We start from the raw sequence: 20,611 nt of genomic DNA on the forward strand, positions 1-20,611 counted from the left end.
ACCCGACGGGGCGCTGCGGTATGGTCTGCCGACCCATGGCTGATCGAGGAGCGTGCACGTGTTCTACCGGGCCAGGCTGCAGGCCGCTGCAGCCCTTGCTTCCCTTTCTCTGCTGGCCGGCTGCGGTCTGTTGTCCGACAGCGGATCGGAAGCGGATCAGAAGATAGTCGTCGGTACCACGAGTGAGCCCTCCACTCTCGATCCGGCGGCGGCGTGGGACAACTCCTGGGAGCTGATGCGCAATGTCTTCCAGACCCTGGTGAGTTTCCCCACCGGCAGTACGAGCCCCGAGCCCGACGCCGCGGAGTCCTGCACATTCACCGACCGGACCAGTACGGCCTACCGCTGCACCGTCAAGAAGGGGCTGAAGTTCTCCAACGGGGACAAGCTCGACGCCGAGGCCGTGAAGTACTCCATCGACCGGATCCTGACCATCAAGGTCAAGGGCGGCCCGGTCGGCCTGCTCGGCTCGCTCGACCGGGTCGAGACCGTGGGTGACGACAAGGTCGTCTTCCACCTCAACAAGCCGGACGCCACCTTCCCGTTCGTCCTGGCCACCCCCGCGATGTCTCTGGTGGCGCCCAGCGACTATCCGAAGGACCGGGTCCGCACGGACGGCAAGGTCACCGGATCCGGCCCCTACCTCCTGGACACGTACGTGCCGGGGGACAGGGCCGAGCTGGTGAAGAACCAGAACTACAAGGGCTTCGCCAACCGCAAGAACAATGCCGTGACCATCCGGTATTTCAAGGGGTCCGCCCCCATGGTCGACGCGCTGCAGAAGGACGAGATCGACGCCACGTACCGCGGCCTCACCGCCGAGGAGGTCGTCAAGCTCGAGGACAACAAGGACAAGAACAGCAAGCTGCAGCTCATCGAGACCGTCGGCGCCGACATCCGCTTCCTGGTCTTCAACCCCGAGGACCCGGCCGCCGGGAACCCTGCCGTCCGGCGGGCCATCGCCCAGCTCGTGGACCGGGACGCCTTGGTGGCCAAGGTGTACCAGGGCACTGCCGAGCCGCTGTACTCCATGGTGCCCAAGGGCATCGCGGGCCACACCACCAGCTTCTTCGACAGCTTCGGTGACCCGGACCAGGAGAAGGCCAAGCAGATCCTCGTCAAGGCGGGCATCACCGAGCCCGTCGCGATGACGTTCTGGTTCACCACCGACCGGTACGGCTCCTCGACGGCCCCCGAGTTCGATGAGCTGAAGCGGCAGCTGGAGGCCTCCGGGCTGTTCAGGGTCACGCTGAAGAGCGCGCCGTGGAAGACCTTCCAGGCGGGTTTCACCAAGGGCGACTACCCGGTCTTCGGCCGCGGCTGGTTCCCGGACTTCCCGGACCCGGACAACTTCATCGCCCCCTTCGTGGGCAAGGACACCGTCACCGGTATGCCGTACGTGAAGAACGAGATCACCCAGCATCTGCTGCCGCAGAGCCGCCAGGAGAGCGACCGGGGTGCGGTCAGCAAGGAGTTCGAGCGGGCCCAGAAGATCCTGGTCGACGACGTCCGGCTGCTGCCGCTGTGGCAGGGCAAGCTGTACGTGGCGGCGGGCGAGGACATCGGCGGCGGCGAGCGCGCCCTGGACCCGCAGACGGTCATGCAGATGTGGGAGTTGTACCGCAAGGCCAGCTGGTAGGGCTTGCCCGGTCGACTGTCAGTGGCCCCCGGTAGGTTCTTGGTCAAGAACCGATTTGCGTACCGGAGGTTGTTGAAGTGACCGACACCGACCTGCTGCCCGAGTCCTGGCGCGGCGTCCTCGGCGAAGAGCTGCAGAAGCCGTACTTCAAGGAGCTCACCGAGTTCGTCGAGGAGGAGCGGGCGAAGGGGCCGGTCTATCCGCCGCGCGAGCAGGTCTTCGCCGCGCTGGAAGCCACTCCGTACGACAAGGTGAAGGTTCTGGTACTCGGCCAGGACCCTTACCACGGCGAGGGGCAGGGGCACGGGCTGTGCTTCTCCGTGCGGCCCGGCGTCAGGACGCCGCCCTCCTTGCGGAACATCTACAAGGAGATGAAGGAGGAGCTCGGTCTGCCTGTTCCGGACAACGGGTATCTGATGCCGTGGGCCGAGCAGGGCGTCCTGCTGCTCAACGCCGTGCTGACGGTCCGCGCCGGCGAGGCCAACTCGCACAAGGGCAAGGGCTGGGAGAAGGTCACGGACGCGGTGATCCGCGCGGTGGCCTCGCGGCCCGATCCGGCGGTCTTCGTCCTCTGGGGCAACTACGCGCAGAAGAAGCTCCCGCTGATCGACGAAGAGCGCCATGTGGTGGTCAAGGGCGCGCACCCGTCGCCGCTGTCCGCGAAGAAGTTCTTCGGCTCCCGTCCGTTCACGCAGATCAACGACGCCGTTGCGGCACAGGGGCACCAGCCCATCGACTGGCGCATCCCCGACCTGGCCTGACCGCAGGCACCTGCCCGACAGGCTCGGGTGCTTTGCCCGAGCCTGAGCGGGTTTGCCCGCATCAGCGGCTAGCGTCGAGCCGACCGGATTCGAACGGACTCCATCGGGCGTGACGCAGCGACCGGACGCTATGCAGCGACCGGATGCGACGCGGCAGCCGGTGCGGTCGGATCCGACCGGGATCGGCTGGGCAGGCGCGAGGGAGACCGCGGTGACGGAGCAGCAGCAGGAGGCGTCGAGGGACGCCGTCATGACCAGGATCGGCCAGGCGATCATGCTGCTGCACGGTGGTGACCGGGAAGAGGCCCGGAATCGATTCGGCGCAATCTGGTCGGAGATCAGCGAGGACGGCGACGCCCTTCACCGCTGCACGCTCGCGCACTACATGGCAGACACCCAGGACGATCCCGGTGATGAACTGGCCTGGGACCTGAGGGCGCTGACCGCCGCAGAGGGGTTGACTGACGAGCGGGCGGCGGAGCACCGGGACGCGCTCGCGGTCCGGGCCTTCTATCCCGCGCTCCATCTCAGCCTCGCGGCGGACTATGTGAAGCTCCAGCGCCCGGAAGCTGCCTGGATCCATCTGAACCGGGCCCGGAAGGCCTCCGACGTGCTCGCGGACGACGGGATGGACGACGGGTACGGGGGAGGGGTCCGAGCAGCGATCGGGCGGCTGGAGCGGCGGCTGTGGGATCAGTGGCCGTAGGTGTCTTCGCAGATCCGGGACTGGGGGCTGCCCGCCGGCCAGCCGCCGTACCCCCGCCCGAGTGCGCAGACGTCCGTCCCGGTGGAGGGGGAGGACGGCAGGGCAGGGACCGGTGCAGGCATTGCGCGCGGCGCGTGACCCGGCCAGTGCCCGGTCACGCCTGGATGCTGCCTTTGCTGCGGAGCGCGCGGCGCGCTGCGGCGGGTCTCCGAGGGGGCCCCGGCGACCGGGCCGGATAGCGCCTCGGAGGGCTTCGGGTCCGGCAGGGCCTCCAGCGTGTCCCGGACCGGTGGCCGGATGATCTGGGGGGCCAGGTCCTGGACGGGCCTGCTGGTCGCGGGCCGGGGCGCAAGGCCCGGCTGGGGCTCCACGGACACGCAGCCGGACACGGCAGTGACTGCCACCCCGACCAGGAGCTTCACGGCGATTCTGGTTCGTTGCACCTGGGCAACTCTGCTGTGCGGGCGGCACATCGCGGGAGCGGGGGAGTCATGATTGGCCCGCACGAGTGACCCCCGGTCAGCGCAACGCCCGGCTGCTGTGGCTCCCCGCGGCGGGGCGCCGCGGGCCAGGGGGCGGGTCGGGCTCCGGGTCGGGTCCCGGGCCGGATCAGTCGCCGGTCGAGCCGTCGACCCGCTCCCGGACCAGATCGGCGTGGCCGTTGTGCCGCGCGTACTCCTCGATCATGTGGGTGTAGATCCACCGCAGATTGAACTGCTCACCCTTGCGGCTCAGGCCGACCGACAGGTCGTCGAGGCCGACGTTCGAGGCGATCTCCCGCGCCCGCGCGATCTCCGCCTGCCAGATGGCCGCGTCCTTCTCCCAGGTGTCCGCCTCGGTGAGATGGAACTCGCCGTCCCGGTCCTCGTCGGTTCCGTAGATCGGCTTCACGTCCTCACCGGCCAGGACCTCGCGGAACCAGCCGCGCTCCACCTCCGCCATGTGCCGTACGAGCCCGAGCAGGCTGAGCTCCGACGGCGGCACGGAGGCCTCGCGCAGCTGGGCGTCGGTGAGGCCCGCACACTTCAGCGCAAGGGTGTCTCGGTGATAGTCGAGCCAGCCCTCAAGCATCGGGCGTTCGGCGGCGTTGATGGCGGGTTCGGAGCGTTCGCGCGTCGTCATGCCGGGCATTCTTCATCAGTGATCATGTCCGGGCCAGGCGTTATTGCCCGCGGGTCCCCAGCATTCCGCGCAACAGCTCGCTGAATCCGGTGCGCAGCTCCGCCGCGGTCGGTACGGAGCGGTGGTACGACCCTGCGGCGCAGGAGAACATCAGCCCTTCGCACCAGGCCACCAGGGACAGGGCATGCCGCTCCGGTTCGGCCGAACCGGCCGCCGTCATCAGCGCCACCAGGGGTTCGCGGAACTGGCGGCCCGTCGCGTCGAAGAACTCCCGGAGCTCCGGCCGCCGGGTGGCTTCCAGGGCGAGTTCGTACCGGCAGATCAGCAGCTCCGGGTGGCGGGTCAGATACCGGTGCAGGGCCAGTGCGAGACCGGCGACCAGCGCGTCCGGGCCCTCGGTGGGTTCCGCCTGCAATCGGCCGTCCGGTTCGCCGCCCGGCATCGGGAGTTCGCCCGGGGCGAGCACCTGCGCCTCGCGCTCCGCCAGTCGCCGCACCGTCGCTTCCAGCAGGGCCTGCCGGGTGCGTGCGTAGTTGGACGTCGAGCCCTGGGGGAGCCCGGCGCGCTCGTCGACGGCGCGATGGGTGAGCCCCCGCATTCCCCGCTCGGCGAGCAGCGCCAGGGCGGCATCGGTGATCAGGTCGGCCCGGGAGGTGCCGGGGGCGCGTGTGGTGCTTGTGGCCATGGGACCAACCTACCGCCGCGACTACACCTGTAGTACGGTGAGTTCGTCACTACACCTGTAGTTCCGAGGAGGAGTCATGGCCAAGCCCCATGCGGTCGTCATCGGCAGCGGAATCGGCGGTCTGACCGCCGCCGTGGCCCTGCACCGGCGCGGCTGGCAGGTCACCGTCATGGAGCGGGCCGCCTCCCTGGAGCCCGTCGGCGCCGGCATCGGCCTCGCGCCCAACTCCCAGCGCGCCCTGGACGTGATCGGCCTCGGTGACCGGATCAGGGCCCTGGCCGCCTGGCAGGGCGACGGCGGGATGCGCAGACCGGACGGCCGCTGGCTCGCCCGGACCGACAGCGCCGCCGCGACCGAGCGGTTCGGCGGCCCGATCGTCCTGGTGCACCGCGCCACCCTGATCGATGTCCTCGCCGCCGAACTGCCCGCATCCGCTGTCCGTACCGGGGCGGCGGCGGAACTCGTGGACCCGGGCACCGCGGGCGGTGCCCGGGCCGTCGTCGCAACGCCGACCGGGAACATCGAGGCCGACCTCGTCGTCGGCGCCGACGGCATCAACTCGGCCGTACGCTCCCTGCTCTTCCCCGCCCACCCCGGACCGTCGTACGCCGGCTTCACCACCTGGCGCGTCGTCGCCCCCGCGCCCGGGAAGCCCTTCGCCCCGCACGAGACCTGGGGCCGCGGCGCCCTCTGGGGCACCCAGCCGCTCAAGGACGGCCGGATCTACGCGTACGCCGCCGCGGTCGCACCGGCCGGAGCGCGGGCCGACGACGAGAAGGCCGAGCTGCTGCGCCGGTTCGGCGGCTGGCACGACCCGATCCCCGGAATCATCGCCGCCGTCGAACCCGACCGGATTCTCCGCAACGACGTGCACCATCTGATCGACCCTCTGCCGGCGTTCCACCGGGGCCGCACCGTCCTGGTCGGCGACTGCGCGCACGCCATGGCGCCCACGCTCGGCCAGGGCGGCAACCAGGCCATCGAGGACGGCATCGTGCTCGCCCACCACGCGGCGCCCGACGGCGACCTGGCGGCGGCCCTCGCCGCATACAGCACGGACCGGGTCCCGCGTACCGGCGGCATCGTCCACAAGGCCGCCCAGGTGACCAGGCTGATGCGCCTGACCAGCCCTCCTGCCGTCGCGCTGCGCGACACCCTGATGTCCGCCGTCTCCCGGTTCGGGCCCGGCCTCGTCCTGCGCACCTTCGACGGCATCGCCGACTGGCGGCCGCCGCAGCACACGTATGCTGCCGGGACGAGGAACACGCCCATGTCGCAGCGGTAGCCACGGGCGGGTCATGGGCGAGAGGGAGACCCCTGTGAAGGTCGGCTGCATCGGGCTCGGCGACATCGCGCAGAAGGCGTATCTGCCGGTACTCACCACCCTGCCCGGGGTCGAACTGCATCTGCAGACCCGCACCCCCGCCACCCTGGCCGCCGTCGCCGAGACCCACCGGATCCCGCCGGAGCAGTGCCACACCGATCTCGACTCGCTGATCGCCGAGGGCCTGGACGCCGCGTTCGTCCATGCTCCGACCTCCGCACACCCGGAGATCGCCGGCCGACTGCTCGATGCCGGTGTTCCCACGTACATCGACAAGCCGCTCGCCTACGAACTCGCCGATTCCGAGCGGCTGGTGCACCTCGCCGAGGAGCGCGGTGTCAGCCTGGCCGTCGGCTTCAACCGGCGGCTGGCGCCCGGCTATGCGCAGTGCATCGAGCACCCCCGCGAACTGATCCTGATGCAGAAGAACCGGGTGGGTCTGCCCGAGGAGCCGCGGGCCATGGTGCTCGACGACTTCATCCATGTCGTCGACACCCTGCGCTTCCTGGTGCCGGGCCCGGTCGAGCACACCGTCGTACGGGCCAGGATCCGCGACGGGCTGATGCACCATGTCGTGCTGCAGCTGTCCGGCGACGGGTTCACCGCCATCGGTGCGATGAACCGGCTCAGCGGCTCGACGGAGGAGCGGCTCGAGGTCTCCGGACAGGACTCCAAGCGCGAGGTGGTGAACCTCGCAGAGGTGATCGACCACAAGGGGCAGCCGAGCGTACGGCGACGCGGAGACTGGGTGCCGGTGGCCCGTCAGCGCGGTGTCGAGCAGAGCGTGCTGACCTTCCTGGACGCCGTGCGGGCCGGAAAACTGCTGAGCGCCCGGGACGCTCTTGAGACCCACGAGTTGTGCGAGCGCATCCTGCGTGACCTGGACTGTGCCTAGGGGGCCGGCGGATCAGGTCGGAAACCCCTGGCGCACCGCGCCACAGCGGACCGTTCACAGCGGAATCCGCAGGTCAGAACGGGTTCCGATCCGCTCCGGATGCGTCCCGCTCGGGCCCGGGGCAGGCTGAGGGCAATGGACCGCCGGCCCGTGGAGGTGACCTCGTGAAGCCTCACGACGAGCCACAGGGATGGGGTGCGCTCCAGCCACCGCCCGGCTACTACTCGGCGGACGGGCGGCCCCCCGATGCGACACAGCGCAGCCTGATCCTCGACTGGGCGGTCAATCAGCGGATCGCAACCGGCTGGCGGGTGGAGTCCCGGGCCGAGACACAGGTCGTGATGGTCAGGGGGCAGCCGCTCAACCACGTGCTGCACGCCCTCCTGATGGTGTTCAGCTGCTTCCTGTGGGGCGCCGTGTGGATGGTGCTCGCCGTGAAGAACAAGGTCGAGCGGGTCGCGCTCACCGTCGACGCGCAGGGGCAGATCGTCTCCGTGAACGGCCCGTCATAGCGTGAGTGCCCGGTCAGTGACCGGGTACGCCGGCCTTCGGACGCGCGGCACCGACCGGCTCCGCCGGGTTGTGCCGCCGCAGTGACCGGACGCCCTCGTAGGCGCAGAATGCCGCCAGCACGGCCAGCGCGCCGTGCACCGGCCAGTCGCCCAGCCTCACATAGAGGGTGCTGCCACTGGCCAGCGGTACGTCGAAGACGGCGGCCCCGCTCGTATCCGTGCCCAGCGGCGTCCCGACCCGCCCGCCCTGCGGGCCGTACACCGTGCTGACGCCGGTGAGCGTGGCATGCACCATCGGGCGGCCGTTCTCGGCGGCCCGCAGGGCGCCGAGCGAGGCGTGCTGCTCCGGCGCCCAGGTGTGCTGGAACGTAGAGGTGGACGACTGGGCGATCAGCAGCTGTGCCCCGTCTCGGGTCAGCTGCCTGCTCATGTCGGGGAACGCCGACTCGAAGCAGACCAGCGGCCCGATCCGCAGAGTGTGCTCCGGGGCGCGGACCTTGTTGGGGGACCCGGTGGATCGGTCCGTGCGAGGCGGCTCGGGAACGGACATCACCACCTGCCGGGTGCCGCGCAGCCGGTCCTCGCCCGCCGCCTTGCCCACCGACGTCACCCAGCCGAGCACCGAACGGGCCGGGATGTACTCACCGAACGGCACCAGACGCATTTTGTCGTAGCGGTCCCCGGTCGGGCCGTCCGGTCCCACCAGCACCGCGCTCTTGAAGATCCCCGTGCGGCCCGACGTGTCGGTGTGCCGGGCGTCCTCGTTCACCAGCACATCCGCGCCGACCTCGCGCGAGAGTTTCGCGATCCGCGCGGCCAGGTCCGGCCGCCGGGACAGATCCTGGCCGACACTGCTCTCGCCCCACACCACCAGATCGACGTCGCGGCCCGCCAGCGTGCGGGTCAGCTGCTCGCTGCGCGCGAAGCGGAGCGCCACGCTGTTCGGCCCCGAAACGACCCCCGGTTGCACGACGGCGATCCGGGCCACGCCCGACTGCTCCGGCTGCGGTGCCCACGTCCATATCGCGCCCACGGCCAGCGCGCACACCACGATGCCGACCGCTGCGGCCGTCCGTGCGCCGGACGTCAGGAACAGCAGGGTGACCGCGGTGTTCACCGCCACCACCAGAAGACTCACCAGCCACACGGCGCCGACCGATGCCACCCGGAGCGCCGCGGGCACCTGCCACTGGCTCGCGCCGAGGAGCCCCCAAGGACCGCCGAGCGCCTCCCAGGAGCGGGCCAGCTCGATGATCAGCCAGCCGGAAGGCACCACGACCACGGCTGCCGCGGCCGTCGCGACGGACGGGGCGCCGCCGAGCATCCGGGACACCAGCAGGCCCCAGGGCGCCCACAGCAGACCGAGCAGCGCCGCGAGAACGACGATGAACACATGCAGACTCGGCACCAGCCATTGGTGCACGGCGAGCAGGTAGCCCGTCCCGCCGAGCCAGCCGTCGAGCGCCGCCCGGCGCGCGGTACCGGCCGAGCGGATCAGCAGCAGCCAGGGCACCAGCGCGACGTAGGCGAACCACCACAGCGACGCGGCGGGGAAGGCGAGCGCGGGCAGTGCCCCGACGAGCAGGGCTCCACCGCCGCGCCACCAGGGTGACCGGAGGAACCGCTCCCGCTGCTCACGCCGACCGACCGGAATCCGCATACCGCGCCTCCTCGACCTGACCGGTGAGCAGTGCTGCCCTTCTCCTTACCCAGTGTGGGGCGAGCGGAACAGGTGCGGCCAGGCCTGCGTGCGGGCCGGGTGCGGACCTGCGCGGCTCAGCTCGGTGCGAGGGAGCCGGAGAGGCTGCGCCACTTCTCGTGGACGGTCACCGTACGGATCCGCCAGCCGACGTCCGTACGCAACATCCCGAAGGCGTACCGGCCGCCGGAGGCGAAGTTCGGCGCGGTGGTGTCGGAGGCTGCGGTGCCACCGCCGTCCTGTGCACCCTCCAGCCGCATGGGGTTCAGGTAGTCGGCCCGCACATCGGCGCGGTCACCGGGGTAACCGCCCAGGTCCTGGAGGTCGAGCCGGCGGTTGACGATCAGGTGCTGGCGTACGGGGAAGATCCGCAGCGTCTCCGCGAGCCAGTGCGCGACCTCGGCGGCCGGCCCCTCGACACCGCCCGCGCTGCGGTAGTCGGCGCGGCCGTCCGGGGTGAACAGGTCCCGGTAGTCCTGCCAGGAGCCGTCGTCCACCGCCACCGCATAGCCGGTGATCACTGCGTCGATGGACAGCTGGTCCATCACGGTCGCGAGAGCCACGCGCTGCGTCATTCGGCCAGTGTGTGCCCGCCGACCGCAGACGCCAAGGGCTGTGCACGCGCGGCGCCATGTCCGACCATGATCCGGTCGCCCGGAACCCCGGACCGGGAGCCCGGACAACGGGAACGCCCCGGCCGGAACCCGCACCACCCGTGTCCGTCTCAGCAGGGGACCACGGCCACCGGCCCCAGCGCATGAGTGAGCGTCGTCTGCGCCACCGGGGACAGCCCGAATCCAAGCTCTTCGCCGCCCCTGCGCCGCCCGATCACCGTGAGGGCGGCGGTCGCCGACGCCGTGACCAGGGTGTGGGACGCGGACCCGTGGACCGGCTCCTGCACAACTTCGACCTGCGGATACCTCTCAGGCCGCCCGGCGGTGAGCTCCGCGAGGGTCCGCTCGGCCGCGCCCGCCGCCGCATCCCGGTCGAAGACGGGACCGCCGGAGAGCATCGACGAGAACATCGTCCAGCCGTGCACGATCCGCAGGCGCGCTCCGGGCCGGGCCATGGCGGCCTCGAACGCGAAGTCCAGCACCGCCTCACTGCTTTCGTCGGCGGCCACCCCCGCGACAATGTCCGTGAACGTCTCCGCCGCCCCCGCCTCCGCCCCCTCCTCGTCCGCCCGGCCACTGCGAACGACGACGACGGGACATTTGGCCATCGAGGCAGTCGTCAGACTGTTCGAGCCGATCAGCAGTGACCGGAACCCGCCCAGCCCGCGCGAGCCCAGTACCAGCAACGACGCGTGCTCGCTCAGCGCGGTCAGCGCCGCCGCCGGGAAGTCCATCGGGGCGAGGGTCGACGTGTGCAGGGTCGGAGCGACCTGCGCCACCCGGCCCACGGACTCCGCGAGCAGTTCCTCGGCCTCGCGCCGCTGCGCCTCCTGGCTGATACGCCGATTGAGCGGCCTGACATGCACGATCGTCAGCGCAAGCCCTCTCCGGACGGCGTCGCACGCGGCCCACTCGAGCGCCTCGTAGCTGCGCCACGAACCGTCGACGGCGGCGATCACAGGAAGCTCGGCGGTGGTCATGGCGTCCTCCAGGGTCCAGCGGTACACGTCCCAGGTTGATACGTGTACGGGGCATTTGGCATGGACTCTTGGCCGTGTCCGCCCCGAATCACCCCGGTCGTGTTCCGTACGCTACGGCCGGTCGGCGTCCGGCGCAGGAGCAGCCGAAGAGCGAACAGCGAAGCGGTGCGAAGCACTGAAGCGCGTCGCGGAAGGGCGCGAGCGGACAGGTTTTCCGGTCTCTCCGGACTGTCGACTTCGGGGGCTTCTGCGACGCGCTTCAGGATGAGGGCGATCCGGCAACGGTCGCCGTCAGGGCGGAGCGGCGTGCGTATCAGCTGCCGGCGATGTACGCCGTGAGGGTGCCCAGATTCTTGATGAAGTCCGACGTGGTGATTCCCAGCGGACTGGCCTGCGGCGTATAGGGGGATTCCACGGGTGGCTTGAGCGGGTCGTAGGGCGAGGTGTCGTAGAGGTCGCCCACATTGCGGCTCATATAGGCCTTGCCGTCGTACGGTGTCGCGGGTGCCGAACCCCGGTAGGGGCAGGAACTGTTCTCGACTAAGTGTCTATAAGTGTCCTTTAGGTGTCGTGAGTGTCGTATGATCTGGTGTGTGAACCTGACGGAATGGGCACGCGCACAGGGGGTCGCCCCGCGTACTGCGTACCGCTGGTTCCGTGAGGGCACGCTGCCGGTCCCTGCGGAGCGAGTGGGGCCGCGCACGATCCTGGTGAACATCGACGCGAACACCTCACCGTCCGTGACCGGTGGCGTGGGACTGTACGCGCGCGTCTCCTCCCACGATCAGAAGGCCGACCTGGAGCGGCAGACCGCACGCTTGTCGGCATGGGCCGCGAAGGCCGGGCATAAGGTCGTGCGCGTCGAATCCGAGATCGCTTCGGGCATGAACGGCGCCCGTGCCAAGGCCCGTCGCCTGCTGGCCGACCCGGCGGTGACGACCGTAGTGGTGGAGCACAAAGACCGGTTGGGCCGCATGAACGTCGAACTCGTTGAGGCCGCTCTGGCTGCAACCGGCCGTCGACTCGTTGTGCTGGATGACGGCGAGGCCGAAGACGACCTGGTGCGCGACATGGTGGAGGTTCTGACCTCGTTCTGTGCCCGCCTGTACGGCCGCCGCAGTGCGAAGAACCGTGCCAAGAAGGCACTGGAAGCGGCGGCTGCCGATGGCTGACAAGAAGAAGCAGCTCCGCACCATCGCCCCGCCGTTCGTTGCTGTCGGCCCGTCCGGTGTGGCGTTACGCGACCGCCTCAAGCACCTCACACCAAAGGACGAGAAGGTGTTGCGTCTGGTCGGCGAGCACCAGGGCCGCCTGGCCTCTGGCGACCTCAAGGCCCGTTGCGAAGCCGGGCACAAGCACGACAACGACGCGTGGGCATCGCGGAAGCGTGACCTGACCGAGCAGTCGTCGTCGCGTATCGCGGGTGCGATCACGAAGGCCACGCACGACCAGTACGGCCTGGCCCGACGCTGTCTGCTCGCCCATGTCCAGAACCTTGAGGCCGGTATCCGCACGCTGCGGCACCGCCTGTCCCTCCCGATCGGGGAGAAAGGCAGCAAGCGGGTGCCGGGCGGGTACCGGTCCACGGGCGAGTGGTTCCGCAAGTCCCGCCGCCTGGCCACCCTGGAACACCGCCTCTACGTGGCCCGCGGCGACTGGAAGACCGGACATGTCCGTGTCGTTCGCGGCGGCCGGCGGCTGCTCAAGAACCGGCACAACCTTCAGGCCGCGCAGCTCACCGAGCGCGAGTGGCGTCAGCGTTGGGAGGCTGAGCGCTGGTTCCTCGCCGCAGACGGCGAGTCCGGAAAACGCTTCGGGAACGAGACGATCCGCGTCACCCCTGACGGCGAAGTGTCGATCAAGCTGCCCGCCCCGCTCGCCCACCTGGCCAACAGTAAGCATGGCCGGTACGTCCTTACCTCCAAGGTCGCGTTCGCGCACCGTGGGGACGAGTGGCACGACCGCACCGAGGCCAACCGTGCCGTCGCCTACCGCATCCACCTCGACGTGGAGCGAGGCCGCTGGTACCTCACCGCTTCGTGGGCCAGGCCCGCCGTGCAGACCATCCCGTTGGAGACCGCCCGGGCCCGGGGCATGGTCGGCGTCGACACGAATGCCGACCACTTCGCCGCATACCGGCTCGACCGGCACGGCAACCCGGTCGGCGACCCGCGCCGCTTCCCCTACGACCTGTCCGGCACCGCCGAGCACCGCGACGCCCAGATCCGGCACGCCCTGACTCGCCTCCTGCACTGGACCAAGCAGACCGGCGCGCAGGCGATCGGCATCGAAAACCTGGACTTCGCCGCCGAGAAGACCCGCGAGAAGCACGGCCGCAACAAGCGGTTCCGGCAACTCATCTCCGGTATGCCCACCGGCAAGCTCAAGGCCCGCATTGTCTCCATGGCCGCCGAACACGGCATCGCCATCGTCGCCGTCGACCCGGCATACACCTCGATGTGGGGCGACCAGCACTGGCGCAAGCCCCTGATCAGCAGGACTCGCAGCATGACTCGCCATGACGCCGCCTCGGTGGCCATTGGCAGGCGCGCCCTCGGGCACCCGATCCGGCGACGGACGGCACCGCCCCAGCATCACCAGAGAGATGATGCTGGGCATCGGACCGTCCAGGCCGATCCTGGTGACCGAGGGCGTGAGGAAACCCGCCGCCCCGTCGCGGAGCGTGCACACGATGCGCGTTGCCGGACAGGGACAACGAGAACGCGGGGGATCAGCGCATCCAAAACCGTTCGGGATGCGCGCAGTACTGGGACGTGGGCACAAGGCTCCCTCCTGGACACTGTTTAGGAACGGTTGGTGATCGAACCGATGGGCGCCAGCCAGTGATCGCGGCCGCCGAGACCCTCGACGACGGCGTCGGCCTGCGCCTGGGTCACGGTCGGCAGCGACAGATCGGCGTGCCGGAACAGGTCGTCGAGACTGAGGTCGCTCATCGAGAAGTAGTCCGGCAGTCCACGCCTGCCGTGGGCCGAGAGGGGCGAGCGGGCCTTGAGGTCGGCGACCTCGGACCGGCTCATCCCCATGAGTTCCTCGTACGTCGCGCGCAGCGCGGCAGTGTCGACCTTGCGGCCGCCGCCGTAGTGGCTCGGGGTGTCCCGGTGGTCGTGGTCGTTGTAATAGGCGCCGTTGCGGATGTTGGAGCCGAAGCGGTGTACGAAGCGGGCGCGGTTGGTGCCCAGTTCGACGAAGGTCGGGTGCGTGCTGGAGGCCAGCAGCGGGTTCTCCGCCTTCTGCCGGTCCGTGAGCCGGCAGCTCTCCAGCCAGGCTATGGCGTCCGGGACCCGGCGCAGGAACTCGTGGTCACCGGTGAGCCGGAAGTAGGCGAAGAGCTGCGACACGTTGGTCTGAGTGGTGTGGGTGACCAGTGCCCGCGGCTCGTAGGACCGGGCGCCGGCGGGAGCGCCGGCCGGTCGTCCGCCTGCTGCGCGGGCGAGGTGCTGGAGCCCCCAGCCGGCCTGCGGCCCCGGCTGCTGCATGCGATGGAGACAGGCCATGGCCCGCCGGACGTTGGGGATCAGGTCCCGGCGTCCAAGGGCGGTGATGCACATGAGCAGGAACTTGATGTTCTCGCCGAGCACGTTGTCGTTGAAGGTCACATGTCCGGTGTAGTCGCCGTCCTCCATGCCGTGCCTGATGCCGGACGGCAGCCACGACGGCAGCTCGTCCGGCCAGGGCGTCTGCTCGACGGAGCCGGAGAAGGACGGGAAACGCTGTGGCCAGCCGCCGTCGGCGACACCGCCGCGGTACTGCGCCGCGACGACGAAGCGGATCGCACGGTCCAGGGAGGCCTCGAACTTGGGGTGGGGCCGCTCCAGTTGGAGCCGGAGGATCAGCTGGGCGGCGGTCGAGGTCGCCGCGTCGTCGAACGTCGCGTTGCCGTAGAAGTGCTGGAACTCCTCCAGGCGCCACCCGTTGGCGCCGATGGTCTCGTACCACTTCCGCAGCGAACCCTGGCCCGCCGTGTCGTGGATGTAGTTCCAGCCGCCGCACGCCAGTTGGGCGTCGGCAAGGGCCAGCCCGGTGCGCTTGGCCGCCCGGTAGCAGGCCTCCGATCCGGTGGCGTGGTAGGCGTCGAGCAGGCTGTGGCCGACGGACGGGGTGCCGGGCGGCTGGATCCAGCACATGGTGCGCCGGGCTTCCATCTCGCCCCAGGTGGTCGAGAGGTCCGGAAGGTAGCTCCAGACGTAGCCGCCGCCGTAGGAGACGTGCTCGTCCATGAACGTGGTGACGCGGTCAACCGCCGCCGCGATCTCGCCGCGCGTCCGTGCGGAGGCGGAAGCGGAAGCGGGTGCGGGTGCGGTGCGGGGCGTATCACCGGCGGCCGAGGCGCGCCCGGCCGATCCGATCACAAGTGCCGCTGCCGGTGCGACAGCGAGGCGGGAGAAGGTGCGACGGCTCACTGGCAATTGCATCGAACGACTGCCTCCACTCTGGTGGCGAAACGCGAATGAGGGGCCGCGGGGAGGCGGTCCTGGGCATGACGCAGCGTGATCCGAGGATCTCGCTCGCCATGCGAAAGGAGTTCTAGCACCATGCGATGGCGGAGCCAAGAGGTCATACACAACAATGGAGTTCATGTATGTGGAGCCTTGGAGGAGTTAATCGGTCATATCCGACGCAGGAGTTCGGGTATCTGGACTTCAGGAGTCGAGTTCAGCGTCCGAGCGGAACCCGCCGGTCGTCACGCAGAGATATGCGCAGCCCTCGTGAGCGACTCGGTGGCCACGGCCTGAGGTCATCCGGAGACGGGTGATCGCGGTACTCCGGAGGGCGTACGGCGACTGCCTCCGGACGTACGACGACGGCCGCACACCCTCCGAGGGATGCTCCGGACATGGAGAACCAGCCCGCAGCATCCACCAGGACGGAACCGGCCCACAGCAGTACGCCCGACTCACCGCCGACCGCGCCCACAGGGCGGAAGCCGAGCCCGGTGGAGCGGCTCTGTTACGCGACCGGCGCGGTGCTCGTCGTCTCCGGGCTGCTGCACCTGATCGTCTTCGCCGTCGACGGCGGTCCCTGGGACGGCCCGGTCTCCTGGCGCAAGCCCGTCACTTTCGGGCTCTCCTTCGGCCTGACGCTCATCGCGATCTGCTGGGTGGCCTCGTACGTACGCCTACCCGCCCGCACCCGTACCGTGCTGCTCGCGGTGTTCGCCGCCGACTGCGTGCTGGAGGTCGCCGGCATCACACTCCAGGCCTGGCGCGGCGTACCGTCCCACTTCAACATGGAGACGCCCTTCAACACGGCGGTCTCGATGTCGCTGGCCGTCGGCGGGGGAGCGTTGGTCGTCATCCTCACCGCCCTGGCGGCGGCCTCGTTCGTCCGGCGCCCCGAAGGGCCGGCCGGGATGGCGCTCGCACTGCGGGCCGGCTTTGCGATCCTTGTCGTCGGGCTGCTGGCGGGCGCTGCGATGATCGCCCGCGGCGTCTATCTGACGCGCACCGGGCACCAGTTGGCCGGTTACGCCTCCACGGCATCACTCAAACCGCTGCACGGAGTCAGCCTGCACGCGATCCTTGTGCTGCCCGTGCTGGCCAGGGTACTGGCCGGCACGCCGTGGAGCGTCTCCACCCGACGCACCCTCGTCCGCGCCGCCGTGGGGTGCTACGCGGCGGCCGTCGTCGGGGCGCTGATATGGGCGGTCGTCGCGTACTGAGTCGACGCGTACCGAGAGCCGGCCTGACCTCTGACCTGTGCGGTAGCCGTCCGCCGGTCCGTGGTGGTGGACCGATGAGGCCGGCCACCGAAGCCGGACAGCCGCCCGTGGGCGGAATCCGCGTGCAGGCCGGCCGGTCAGCCGGGAGACTTCCGGCATGAACAAGATTCCCACCATGTTCGTCCGCGACTTCACTGCTCGCCCCGCGCGCGTGCTGCCGGAGGTGACGCCCGGCTGCGAGTGGGTGCTCGCCGGGGAAGGGCGCGCGACCCGCAAGTACGACGGCACGTGCGTGATGCTCGACGAAGCAGGCGACTGGTGGGCGCGGCGCGAGGTGAAACCCGGCAAGGCATCGCCGCCGGACTACGTGGTCATTTCCACCGACGACGCAACCGGCAGGACGGTCGGCTGGGAGCCGATCGGCCAGTCGTCATTCGCGAAGTTCCACGCAGAGGCGGTCCGGAACATCGGACCCTGCGAGGGAATCACCGGGACCTTCGAACTGGTCGGCCCGAAGATCAACGGAAACCCGGAGCGCAGCGACGTCCATCTCCTTGTCGAGCACGCCCTCGCGCGGGACGTCGCCGTGCCGGAGCTGACCTTCGAGGGCATCCGGAGCGCCGCGCTGGCCCTGGCCACGGCCGACGGGTGCGAGGGCATCGTCTGGCACCACCCCGACGGGCGGATGGCGAAGATCAAGGCGCGCGACTTCCCCCCGGACCGGTCATGAGACCGGTGCTGCCCCGGCCCACTCCAGGCGAAGGGGCGGGCCCTCTTCACGATGCGCCAACTTCCCTCCGTCGGCCTGTGCTTCGACATCGACGGTCAACGGTGGCAGGTCCAACGCGTCACCCTGAAGATCGAGAACTCTGGAGACTCGAACTCCGTCATGTGCGATGCCGTCCAGGTCGTCCTCCGGCGCGACAGCGCACCCTGTCCGGTGACTGAGGAGCTGCCGAGAACGTGCGCCGAAGGGGGATACGGGCCTGGCCGGCCGCCCCGCCCGGAGGGCAGGAACGGTACGGAAGAGCGGGGTGGCAGGCCCGGTGCTGACGGCACGACGTGTCCTGGTGGATACTCCCTGCAGGCCCCGCCGGATGATCCGGATGCCCTGGTGTGCCGCCGGAGTGGTGCAGAGGCGCCGTCGCCGGACACCAGCCGCAGCCTTCTCGGGCTCGGAGCCCTCACAACGACCGCTATGCACAGGAGACTTGATGGCTGACGCTTCACCGCGCCGCGCGGACGACAGCGCCGAGGACATGGGCGCCACGGTTGCCCTCGACCGTGTCGAGCCGCCGCGGCCGCAGTACGCGGGCCTGTTCGTCGCGCCCCCCGACCTGCCGGCAGTCGACACTGACTGACGCAGCCCTCTCCCGCTTCGGCGTCACCCAGTAGGCCGGGTCGCTTCGTCTCGCACGAGGCGACCCGGCTCGAGGTGTTCTGGATCGGGCAGGGGATTCATCCGTCGCAGCGACAGCTCGCAGACCGGATCCCGTACTCCTGCGGCACGCGACATCAGCGTGGAGCGGGCTACTACGACCTGTCAGCGGTCGCCCTCGACCGCGTGGACTCGCCCGCACAGAGGGCCCCTACCCGCCTCGAACCGGCGGTCGAACCACCGTTCCGGGTGGATCGCCCCGCCCTGATCAGGCCCGACGCCGTACTAGCCCGCCGACTCACCCGCGTGCGGGCTCAGCACACCGGCCCCCACCAGGGCGAACAGCAGCACGCCCAGCAGCACGCGGTAGATGACGAACGGCATGAAGCTCTTGGTCGTGATGAACTTCATGAACCATGCGATCACGGCGTACCCCACGCCGAAGGCGATGAACGTCGCGAAGATCGTCGGAGCCCACGACACGTGCCCCTCGCTCGCGTCCTTCAGCTCGAAGACGCCCGAGGCGAGCACCGCCGGGATCGCGAGCAGGAACGAGTAGCGGGCCGCCGCCTCGCGGGTGTAGCCCATCAGCAGACCACCGCTGATCGTGGCGCCCGAGCGGGAGACACCCGGGATCAGGGCCATCGCCTGGCAGAAGCCGAAGATCAGACCGTCCTTGACGCCCAGCTCCTTGAGGGACTTCCGCTCCTTGATGGCTCGGTGCTTGCCGCCGGTCTCGTCCCGGGCCGCGAGTCGGTCGGCGATGCCGAGGACGATGCCCATGACGATCAGGGTGGTGGCGATGAGCCGCAGGTCGCGGAAGGGACCTTCGATCTGGTCCTTGAAGGTCACGCCGAGGACGCCGATCGGGATGGAGCCGACGATGACCAGCCAGCCCATCTGGGCGTCGTGGTTGCTGCGCATCGACCGGTTGGTCAGCGAGCGGAACCAGGCCGAGACGATCCGCGCGATGTCCTTGCGGAAGTAGATGAGGACGGCCGCCTCGGTGCCGATCTGGGTGATGGCGGTGAACGCCGCACCCGGATCGTGCCAGCCGGCGAACGCAGCGGTCAGCCGCAGGTGCGCGCTGGAGGAGATCGGCAGGAACTCGGTCAGTCCCTGAACGAGGCCCAGGACGAACGATTCGAACCAGCTCATGGGGCTTTGGCCATCCCGGAAGTCATCGTGCATCGGCCGACGGACAGCAGGGCCGTCGGCAACGTGCGGAGTGCGGTCATGTGAGGGAAGGGCCACGGCGGGCCCGATGATCGTCTGTCGTGCGCGGGCAGCGTATCGCCCTTGGGTGAACGGGGTGACGGCTGCCCCCGGCCATCGACCGGAGCCGGCGCTGTGCCTGCTCCCGTTCAGCGGGCGCACGGGCGGCTCGCCGACGCCGCCCGCCAGGTCGTTCGGCGTCGAGACGGTTGCGCCGGCGCCGCCCGCCGATCATTCCGTGGCGGAACTGTGCCTCTTGCCCTGCACGCCGGTCATTTCGCACCGAGGCGGTGCCGCTTGCGCCAGGCCACGGCGGCCGCGCCGATCCCCGTCAGCACGATGAAGCCCATCGCGGCCAGGAACGCGGGCGAAGTCGGCGACGAGGCCTCGCTGCCCGCGACGACGTATGCGGCGGTGTTCGGGACGGAACCGATGCCGGTGGCCATCAGGAACGGCGGATACCCCATCCGCGACACCGCGGCGCAGTAGTTGGCGGCCGCGAACGGCACGCCCGGGAAGAGCCGCAGGGCCAGCATCGAACGGAAGCCGTGCCGGCTCAGCTGCCCGTCCGCCGCCTTCAGCCAGCGCCCGCGCAGCAGCGTACGGAGCGCGTCCTGCCCCAGCACCCTGCCCAGGCCGAACGAGATGCCCGCGCCCAGCACCGTGCCCGCCAGCGCGGCGGCCAGACCGGCCTGCGCACCGAAGAGCGCCCCCGCGGCCAGGTTGAGGAGCGGCCGCGGTACGAACGCCACGGTGCACACCCCGTACACGACGCCGAACAGCGCAACCGCAGCGCCGCCGCTGCTCAGCCGGGCCGGCCAGCCGGTGGCCAGCAACCGCTGCGGTTCGAGGAGCAGCATGGTCGCCGCGGCGGCCAGCAGCAGCACCACGAGCAGCGAGAACCGGGACCAGGGCGAGCGCAGCGCCCTCGAACAGCGCACGGCCAGGCCGGTGGCGGACCGGGTGTCGGGGGCGGGGTCGAGCATTCGGGGAGACTAACCGACACCCTTGTGTGATCGCCGTAATGTGCCCCGTACGGGCCGCCCCGTCGGCAGGACGGGACTTCGCCGACAGCGTCCGGGACCGGCCCTCGCTGCTGCAGGGGCGCGGACACGAAGCAGCTCCGAAGCCGGTCGGCCCGGGACGAACTCCCGTGCCGGGGCTGCCGGAACGCACGGAGAGAAAACCATTCGACGGGTCCGCGGCCGTCGGCCATGATCGGACCCATGTTCCGGTACGCCTTCCTCGCAGCGCAGTCCGCAGTCGCGGACGCGCCGAAGGCTGCCGTCGTCCCCGCTTTCGATGCTGCCGCCGCGTTCGCCGCTGCCGCAGCAGCAGTTGACGCAGCAGCGTTCGTCGCTGCCGCAGCGCCCTTCGGCGGCGCCCGAAGCTGACCCTCCC

At 70.1% G+C, this 20,611-nt stretch carries 22 protein-coding genes; 12 read left to right on the plus strand and 10 right to left on the minus strand.

Translation table 11 applies throughout. The features are described from left to right. Positions 1-58 precede the first annotated feature (58 nt). The 3 genes from OHA88_RS36960 (at position 59) to OHA88_RS36970 (ending at position 3,106) form a co-directional block, all read left to right on the plus strand. Complete coding sequence (locus OHA88_RS36960; RefSeq protein WP_328629878.1) at positions 59-1,639, plus strand: ABC transporter substrate-binding protein; 1,581 nt, start codon at positions 59-61, stop codon at positions 1,637-1,639. Positions 1,640-1,716: 77 nt separating this feature from the next. Further along, positions 1,717-2,400: a uracil-DNA glycosylase gene (locus OHA88_RS36965; protein WP_328628697.1), complete on the plus strand. Its 684-nt coding sequence runs from the start codon at positions 1,717-1,719 to the stop codon at positions 2,398-2,400. Between the two features lie 250 nt (positions 2,401-2,650). Next, a complete protein-coding gene (locus OHA88_RS36970; protein ID WP_267008171.1) occupies positions 2,651-3,106 on the plus strand; it encodes a hypothetical protein in 456 nt (151 codons plus the stop codon). On the opposite strand, the gene OHA88_RS36975 is transcribed toward OHA88_RS36970, so the two are convergent. From OHA88_RS36975 to OHA88_RS36985, 3 genes are all read right to left on the minus strand, one after another. Further along, entirely contained in the window at positions 3,094-3,549 is a 456-nt protein-coding gene (locus OHA88_RS36975; RefSeq protein WP_328628698.1) for a hypothetical protein, read from the minus strand. The genes OHA88_RS36970 and OHA88_RS36975 overlap by 13 nt on opposite strands. 166 nt (positions 3,550-3,715) lie before the next feature. Further along, complete coding sequence (locus tag OHA88_RS36980; protein WP_328628699.1) at positions 3,716-4,228, minus strand: DinB family protein; 513 nt, start codon at positions 4,226-4,228, stop codon at positions 3,716-3,718. A 40-nt stretch (positions 4,229-4,268) separates the two neighbouring features. Next, positions 4,269-4,913, minus strand: a complete 645-nt coding sequence (locus OHA88_RS36985; protein WP_328628700.1) for a TetR/AcrR family transcriptional regulator — start codon at positions 4,911-4,913, stop codon at positions 4,269-4,271. A gap of 76 nt (positions 4,914-4,989) precedes the next feature. Between OHA88_RS36985 and OHA88_RS36990 the strand changes: the two genes are divergently transcribed. The 3 genes from OHA88_RS36990 to OHA88_RS37000 all read left to right on the plus strand — a co-directional run bounded on the left by OHA88_RS36990 (position 4,990) and on the right by OHA88_RS37000 (position 7,644). Beyond that, on the plus strand, positions 4,990-6,198 hold the full coding sequence (locus OHA88_RS36990) for an FAD-dependent monooxygenase (protein ID WP_328628701.1): 1,209 nt from the start codon (positions 4,990-4,992) through the stop codon (positions 6,196-6,198). A 34-nt stretch (positions 6,199-6,232) separates the two neighbouring features. Beyond that, a complete protein-coding gene (locus OHA88_RS36995; protein WP_328629879.1) occupies positions 6,233-7,132 on the plus strand; it encodes a Gfo/Idh/MocA family protein in 900 nt (299 codons plus the stop codon). A gap of 164 nt (positions 7,133-7,296) precedes the next feature. Next, positions 7,297-7,644: a hypothetical protein gene (locus OHA88_RS37000; RefSeq protein ID WP_267006323.1), complete on the plus strand. Its 348-nt coding sequence runs from the start codon at positions 7,297-7,299 to the stop codon at positions 7,642-7,644. A 13-nt stretch (positions 7,645-7,657) separates the two neighbouring features. On the opposite strand, the gene lnt is transcribed toward OHA88_RS37000, so the two are convergent. The 4 genes from lnt to OHA88_RS37020 all read right to left on the minus strand — a co-directional run bounded on the left by lnt (position 7,658) and on the right by OHA88_RS37020 (position 11,412). Beyond that, entirely contained in the window at positions 7,658-9,304 is a 1,647-nt protein-coding gene (gene lnt, locus OHA88_RS37005; RefSeq protein WP_328628702.1) for an apolipoprotein N-acyltransferase, read from the minus strand. A 116-nt stretch (positions 9,305-9,420) separates the two neighbouring features. After that, the gene (locus OHA88_RS37010) at positions 9,421-9,918 is read right to left on the minus strand and encodes a nuclear transport factor 2 family protein (RefSeq protein ID WP_328628703.1); all 498 of its coding nucleotides are present in this window, start codon (positions 9,916-9,918) and stop codon (positions 9,421-9,423) included. A gap of 149 nt (positions 9,919-10,067) precedes the next feature. After that, positions 10,068-10,937: a universal stress protein gene (locus tag OHA88_RS37015; protein WP_328629880.1), complete on the minus strand. Its 870-nt coding sequence runs from the start codon at positions 10,935-10,937 to the stop codon at positions 10,068-10,070. Positions 10,938-11,250: 313 nt separating this feature from the next. Beyond that, positions 11,251-11,412, minus strand: coding sequence for a hypothetical protein (locus OHA88_RS37020; RefSeq protein ID WP_328628704.1), 162 nt, complete (start codon positions 11,410-11,412; stop codon positions 11,251-11,253). Positions 11,413-11,530: 118 nt separating this feature from the next. Here OHA88_RS37020 and OHA88_RS37025 point away from each other — a divergent pair, with 118 nt between their 5' ends. Together OHA88_RS37025 and OHA88_RS37030 are read left to right on the plus strand one after the other, a co-directional pair. Next, positions 11,531-12,109, plus strand: coding sequence for an IS607 family transposase (locus tag OHA88_RS37025; RefSeq protein ID WP_328628705.1), 579 nt, complete (start codon positions 11,531-11,533; stop codon positions 12,107-12,109). After that, positions 12,102-13,745: a transposase gene (locus tag OHA88_RS37030; RefSeq protein WP_328628706.1), complete on the plus strand. Its 1,644-nt coding sequence runs from the start codon at positions 12,102-12,104 to the stop codon at positions 13,743-13,745. The genes OHA88_RS37025 and OHA88_RS37030 overlap by 8 nt, the downstream gene beginning before the upstream one ends. Here the strand turns inward: OHA88_RS37030 and OHA88_RS37035 are convergent. Next, complete coding sequence (locus tag OHA88_RS37035) at positions 13,742-15,358, minus strand: pectate lyase (RefSeq protein WP_328628707.1); 1,617 nt, start codon at positions 15,356-15,358, stop codon at positions 13,742-13,744. The two genes, OHA88_RS37030 and OHA88_RS37035, sit on opposite strands and share 4 nt — an antisense overlap. Before the next feature lie 434 nt (positions 15,359-15,792). Here OHA88_RS37035 and OHA88_RS37040 point away from each other — a divergent pair, with 434 nt between their 5' ends. From OHA88_RS37040 to OHA88_RS37050, 3 genes are all read left to right on the plus strand, one after another. Beyond that, positions 15,793-16,617: a hypothetical protein gene (locus tag OHA88_RS37040; RefSeq protein WP_328628708.1), complete on the plus strand. Its 825-nt coding sequence runs from the start codon at positions 15,793-15,795 to the stop codon at positions 16,615-16,617. Positions 16,618-16,774: 157 nt separating this feature from the next. Further along, positions 16,775-17,347, plus strand: a complete 573-nt coding sequence (locus tag OHA88_RS37045) for an RNA ligase 1 family protein (RefSeq protein WP_328628709.1) — start codon at positions 16,775-16,777, stop codon at positions 17,345-17,347. 484 nt (positions 17,348-17,831) lie between these two features. After that, positions 17,832-17,978, plus strand: a complete 147-nt coding sequence (locus OHA88_RS37050) for a hypothetical protein (RefSeq protein ID WP_328628710.1) — start codon at positions 17,832-17,834, stop codon at positions 17,976-17,978. 302 nt (positions 17,979-18,280) lie between these two features. Here the strand turns inward: OHA88_RS37050 and OHA88_RS37055 are convergent, their stop codons facing one another. Continuing rightward, positions 18,281-19,153, minus strand: coding sequence for an undecaprenyl-diphosphate phosphatase (locus OHA88_RS37055; protein ID WP_328628711.1), 873 nt, complete (start codon positions 19,151-19,153; stop codon positions 18,281-18,283). Positions 19,154-19,482: 329 nt separating this feature from the next. After that, complete coding sequence (locus OHA88_RS37060; protein WP_328628712.1) at positions 19,483-20,196, minus strand: TVP38/TMEM64 family protein; 714 nt, start codon at positions 20,194-20,196, stop codon at positions 19,483-19,485. 240 nt (positions 20,197-20,436) lie between these two features. Here OHA88_RS37060 and OHA88_RS37065 point away from each other — a divergent pair, with 240 nt between their 5' ends. Beyond that, positions 20,437-20,604, plus strand: a complete 168-nt coding sequence (locus OHA88_RS37065; RefSeq protein ID WP_326602380.1) for a hypothetical protein — start codon at positions 20,437-20,439, stop codon at positions 20,602-20,604. Positions 20,605-20,611: the final 7 nt, after the last annotated feature.

Source organism: Streptomyces sp. NBC_00353 (genome assembly GCF_036108815.1).
In the GTDB taxonomy this organism is placed as follows: Bacteria; Actinomycetota; Actinomycetes; order Streptomycetales; family Streptomycetaceae; genus Streptomyces.

Bases quoted from the DNA above. Each gene is read 5' to 3' on its own strand.
- OHA88_RS36970 (WP_267008171.1), top strand. From the start codon at position 2,651: ATGACCAGGATCGGCCAGGCGATCATGCTGCTGCACGGTGGTGACCGG.
- OHA88_RS36980 (WP_328628699.1), bottom strand. From the start codon at position 4,228: ATGACGACGCGCGAACGCTCCGAACCCGCCATCAACGCCGCCGAACGC.
- OHA88_RS36985 (WP_328628700.1), bottom strand. From the start codon at position 4,913: ATGGCCACAAGCACCACACGCGCCCCCGGCACCTCCCGGGCCGACCTG.
- OHA88_RS36990 (WP_328628701.1), top strand. From the start codon at position 4,990: ATGGCCAAGCCCCATGCGGTCGTCATCGGCAGCGGAATCGGCGGTCTG.
- lnt (WP_328628702.1), bottom strand. From the start codon at position 9,304: ATGCGGATTCCGGTCGGTCGGCGTGAGCAGCGGGAGCGGTTCCTCCGG.
- OHA88_RS37010 (WP_328628703.1), bottom strand. From the start codon at position 9,918: ATGACGCAGCGCGTGGCTCTCGCGACCGTGATGGACCAGCTGTCCATC.
- OHA88_RS37015 (WP_328629880.1), bottom strand. From the start codon at position 10,937: ATGACCACCGCCGAGCTTCCTGTGATCGCCGCCGTCGACGGTTCGTGG.
- OHA88_RS37020 (WP_328628704.1), bottom strand. From the start codon at position 11,412: ATGAGCCGCAATGTGGGCGACCTCTACGACACCTCGCCCTACGACCCG.
- OHA88_RS37030 (WP_328628706.1), top strand. From the start codon at position 12,102: ATGGCTGACAAGAAGAAGCAGCTCCGCACCATCGCCCCGCCGTTCGTT.
- OHA88_RS37040 (WP_328628708.1), top strand. From the start codon at position 15,793: ATGGAGAACCAGCCCGCAGCATCCACCAGGACGGAACCGGCCCACAGC.
- OHA88_RS37045 (WP_328628709.1), top strand. From the start codon at position 16,775: ATGAACAAGATTCCCACCATGTTCGTCCGCGACTTCACTGCTCGCCCC.
- OHA88_RS37050 (WP_328628710.1), top strand. From the start codon at position 17,832: ATGGCTGACGCTTCACCGCGCCGCGCGGACGACAGCGCCGAGGACATG.
- OHA88_RS37055 (WP_328628711.1), bottom strand. From the start codon at position 19,153: ATGAGCTGGTTCGAATCGTTCGTCCTGGGCCTCGTTCAGGGACTGACC.
- OHA88_RS37060 (WP_328628712.1), bottom strand. From the start codon at position 20,196: ATGCTCGACCCCGCCCCCGACACCCGGTCCGCCACCGGCCTGGCCGTG.
- OHA88_RS37065 (WP_326602380.1), top strand. From the start codon at position 20,437: ATGTTCCGGTACGCCTTCCTCGCAGCGCAGTCCGCAGTCGCGGACGCG.